The following is a 3,826-nucleotide window of genomic DNA, read 5'->3' as shown; positions in this document are numbered from 1 at the left end:
TGCTCATGCTGAGTTTCCAGCACTAGATTAACTGCCCGTTCACGGACTTCCGGAGAGTAACGTTTGGTCGTTGTCATAGAGACCTCCACTTTTAAAGTATAGACTCTAATTTATCCGGGGTGATTCACTAATTTATCCGGGGTGATTCAGCTTAACTGCATCGCCTGATCCTGCATGACGCGGATATCCGGGCGGGTAACGGTATTAAAGATACCGCCCACCTGGCCGTGTTGGATCATCAAACGGATGGCGTCTTTGGGATTGTCCGGCCCGACGCTGATTAAGCGCAACTGGCCAATTTTTTCCTCGGTGGTCATTTTCGCCAATAGCGCATTGACGAAGGCATCACGGGGTAAGCGAGGAGAAGGAAGTAAATTATTATTATCCGCCAAAGCGGGAGCGACGACACATGCCTGCATCAGGCCAAATGACCAAAGCCATCTCATAAAGGTTTCTCACAATCGCGAAAGCCAGCCGGCACGGAACGTTCCGGTCACGAAAAAAATAAGGCGCTACTATGCCATAAATGTGGCATTACAAGAGTATAGCGACTCACACAGCATAAAGCCTGCAGCAGATTTATTGAAACGGATTGTTTCCTGGGTCCCGGCCCGTCCCCGGTCGCGACCGGCAGTCTTGGCACGCCGCCGCCACCTTCTGTCCAGGGCGCTTGGCAAGCGCCGGAAGCTTTGCAATACTGCCTTACCCTGTAACAAAGTGTTTTTCGTCTATACCGCGCTTTACGATTGCCGCTTCACGGCATCCGTCGCCTCCGCTACAGGAAAAGGGAACTCGGGTCACTTCTGCCGGGGGCATCGTTTCAGGGATGATCGGGTCTGTAATCACCATAAGGCACCGAGACTGTATGAAATATGTCATTGTGGGTACGGGGAATATCAGCGGCACCTACGCCGATGCGCTGCGGGCGGTGGCGGGATGTGAACTGACCGGGTTTATTTCCCGCCGGCAAACCCGTCATGGTCCGGCCGGCCAGCCATCTTTGCCTTGCTGGCCGACCCTTGCTGACGTCGATGAACCCTTTGACGCGGTGATTATCGCCACGCCAAACGGGCTCCATCCGCAAAGCGCTATCGAGGCTGCCTGCTTGGGCAAGCATATTTTGGTGGAAAAGCCGCTGGCTATCACGGTCGCGGCCATGGACAGCATGATGGACGCCGCCCGCCAGCACGGTGTCACTCTGGCGGTCAGCTTTCAGCGCCTCAGCTATCCAGATAATCTGGCCGTTAAAGCCTTGCTGGCGCGGGGCGCGCTGGGACAAATTTACTCCGCCGATCTCAGTTGCCGTTTCTGGCGCGACCAGCCCTATTATGATAGCGCCGATTATCGCGGCGGCTATCGGCTCGACGGCGGCGGCGTGTTTATGCAGCAGGCGAGCCACGCCATTGACACCTATATTTGGCTGTTCGGCATGCCCGCGCAGCTGCACAGCGAGCTGCCCACGTTCGCCCACCGTATGGAGGCGGAAGACCATGGCGCCGTGGTCATGCGTTATGACAACGGCATGATAGGCACCATTGTGGCCTCCACCTGCGCACGTCCCGGCTACCCGCCGCGGCTGGAAGTGTGCTGTGAGAAAGGGACGTTTACGCTCAGCAACGATTGCATCGAGGTTTGGCATATCGACGGTATCGATAATCCCGCGCACCCGCCTCCGCCGGTGGCGGATAACGGCGCCAGCAGCGCCACGCTTAACGATAGCCGTCGTCACCAGGCGATATTGGCGGATTTCGAGCAGGCCGTCGCCCGCGGGTCTGTGCCGCTGGCCGCCGCCGACGACGCCCGGCGCGCCACCGAGCTCATCTTGCATATTTACCAACAGCATGAGAGGAAAGAGTAATGCATCAGCTCAGAGAAGCACGCATTGAGGAGTTGGCCCAACTCACTGAGCTCTGTCTGCAATCCAAGGCGTTATGGGGTTATGACGATGCGATTATGCAATGCTGCCGGCAGGAGCTGACCTTCCGGCCCGCCGATATGGAAAATTCACTGATTTGCGTGGCGGAAAGCAATAGCCAACTGCTGGGGGTCGCCCAATTGCAGGTGGATGACAAAGAGGCTTTCCTGGCGCGCTTGTTTGTTTCGCCCGCGCGACAAAAAGCGGGGATCGGCAAGGCCTTGTTCGGCTGGTCTATCAAAGCGGCACACCGCGCCGGCGCCACCCGGCTGTTGATCGATGCCGATCCGCTGGCCGCCGGCTTTTATCAACGTATGGGCGCGCGCCAGGAAGGCAGCGTAGATTCCGTCACGGTGCCGGGCCTGCGCATGCCCCGTTTCCGGGTGACGCTGTCGACCTGTCCGTCGGCGCACGGTTTTTAACCCCTCAAGGGAGTACGCAAGGATGTATCAACTGCATATCGCCAATAAAAATTACTCGTCTTGGTCATTACGGCCGTGGGTGTTGATGAAAGCGCTGGACGTGCCCTTCGAGGCATAGGTATCTACACATCAGGGAGGAGGCTTAAGAGCAACTCTCGCTAAATGAGTAAGTTCTTCCAGACTATATTCCGATAATAATTTTAGTGTATTCAACAAGATGGATAGGCCAGCGAGCAGAGCAGGAGCGCTCTCTCTGCGGCCTCGCTTTTGCTGTCGTCCTGACAAGCGACATATCAGCTGGCGGGCTGCCGCATTTTCTTCTCCTTCAGCGCGTTGCAGCCGCCATACCAGAACAGCAGCCATACTGGCTATTAACAACCTGCGTAGTACGGCTGGCGCGCTGCGCTGAAGCCATGTTTCTACGTCATGTCCGGCACCTTTCAGCAACTTAAAAAATGATTCAATATTCCAGCGCCAGTAATACCAACGAGCTACTTCCTCGCAGGTGATCTCGCTGCAAACGTTTGTAAGCAGCGTCCAGCGTCCCACCACATTACCGAGATCATCCGTAAGCCGAACAACAACCAATCTGACCGTCAGAGGCTCTCCAGGTTGGATTTTTATGCGGCGGCCGGTTTCTTTATCTTTACGCTTCTGCTGCGCAGCTCGGGTTATGACTATCGAGGTTTCACTGATTTCCATATCAGCTTTTTTCCCTTTCCAGTCTACCTGTCCGCATCCGTTGTATGGCAGAAGAGCAGCAATCTCACCAATTTTCAATGAATTACCTTGCCACTCTGCACCATGTCCTTCTTTTCCTCGGATAAGCCAGCATATTCCTTGAGTACTCAACGTCCGCATATGTCCAATAGAGTCACCCTCTCTATCAATTATATGAATCAGCTTTTTACCTATATTAAGCGATTCCACACGGGCAATATCGGTCGTCAAGGCGTCCATATGTGTCTGCCGTTCGGACAGTCCTTCCGCCAACGTTGAATGACAACCGGTTGCATCGGTAAGTGTCTGAGATAGAGGCGCTATTGGCAAACCCGTGCCAGCATCAACCAGCAAGCTGCTTTGAAGTTCATATCCAACATCGCCACCGTGCGTCATTTTTAAGCGTCCGTATTTGGCATGATGGTAAAGAAATTGTAAACGTGACCAATCATGAACAACGAGAGCGTATGGATGCGGGCTAAGCGAAATTTGCTCAAGTGCTAGCGAAATAATTGGCTCATTGAGTTGACTGAAGCTAATTCGCTTATTATTCAGAAAACGCCAGACAGCTTGGGTAGTTGCGAAAGTTGATTTTTGAGCACTTGCGAGGTCTTTAACCGCAGAAGCAAGAAGAGCCGCGGGCGTCATATGCTGTTTAACCAGCGTCTGATATCGGCGGGTAAGGCGAGAGTCAATCCCGCCAACAGATAGGTTGAAATCATTCTGCAAAGTAATAACAGGTATCACGATAAATGTGTAGATACCTATG

Annotated in this window: 3 protein-coding genes and 2 pseudogenes; 3 read left to right on the top strand and 2 right to left on the bottom strand. The window is 53.9% G+C overall.

Features of this window, described 5'->3' with window-relative positions; all coding sequences use genetic code 11:
• Positions 1-149 precede the first annotated feature (149 nt).
• A pseudogene (locus CINSTRO3249_RS16290) lies at positions 150-446 on the bottom strand (beta-glucosidase); the annotation flags it as partial.
• 419 nt (positions 447-865) lie between these two features.
• Here CINSTRO3249_RS16290 and CINSTRO3249_RS13850 point away from each other — a divergent pair.
• The 3 genes and pseudogenes from CINSTRO3249_RS13850 to CINSTRO3249_RS16840 all read left to right on the top strand — a co-directional run.
• The gene (locus tag CINSTRO3249_RS13850) at positions 866-1,858 is read left to right on the top strand and encodes a Gfo/Idh/MocA family protein (protein WP_074013698.1); all 993 of its coding nucleotides are present in this window, start codon (positions 866-868) and stop codon (positions 1,856-1,858) included.
• Entirely contained in the window at positions 1,858-2,337 is a 480-nt protein-coding gene (locus tag CINSTRO3249_RS13845) for a GNAT family N-acetyltransferase (protein ID WP_074013697.1), read from the top strand. Before CINSTRO3249_RS13850 ends, CINSTRO3249_RS13845 begins: the two co-directional genes overlap by 1 nt.
• 22 nt (positions 2,338-2,359) lie before the next feature.
• Positions 2,360-2,449 (top strand): annotated as a pseudogene (locus tag CINSTRO3249_RS16840) (glutathione S-transferase); the annotation flags it as partial.
• A 17-nt stretch (positions 2,450-2,466) separates the two neighbouring features.
• On the opposite strand, the gene CINSTRO3249_RS13840 reads toward CINSTRO3249_RS16840, so the two are convergent.
• The coding region (locus tag CINSTRO3249_RS13840; RefSeq protein ID WP_254304262.1) for a flagellar biosynthesis protein FlhF at positions 2,467-3,826 on the bottom strand (1,360 nt) is incomplete at its 5' end.

Source organism: Candidatus Sodalis sp. SoCistrobi, from assembly GCF_900143145.1.
Lineage (GTDB): Bacteria > Pseudomonadota > Gammaproteobacteria > Enterobacterales > Enterobacteriaceae > SoCistrobi.
Note: the sequence above shows the minus strand (reverse complement) of the source record. Positions and strands in the feature narration are given on the sequence as shown.

Coding starts and splice junctions, on each gene's coding strand:
- CINSTRO3249_RS13850 (WP_074013698.1), top strand. CDS start 866: ATGAAATATGTCATTGTGGGTACGGGGAATATCAGCGGCACCTACGCC.
- CINSTRO3249_RS13845 (WP_074013697.1), top strand. CDS start 1,858: ATGCATCAGCTCAGAGAAGCACGCATTGAGGAGTTGGCCCAACTCACT.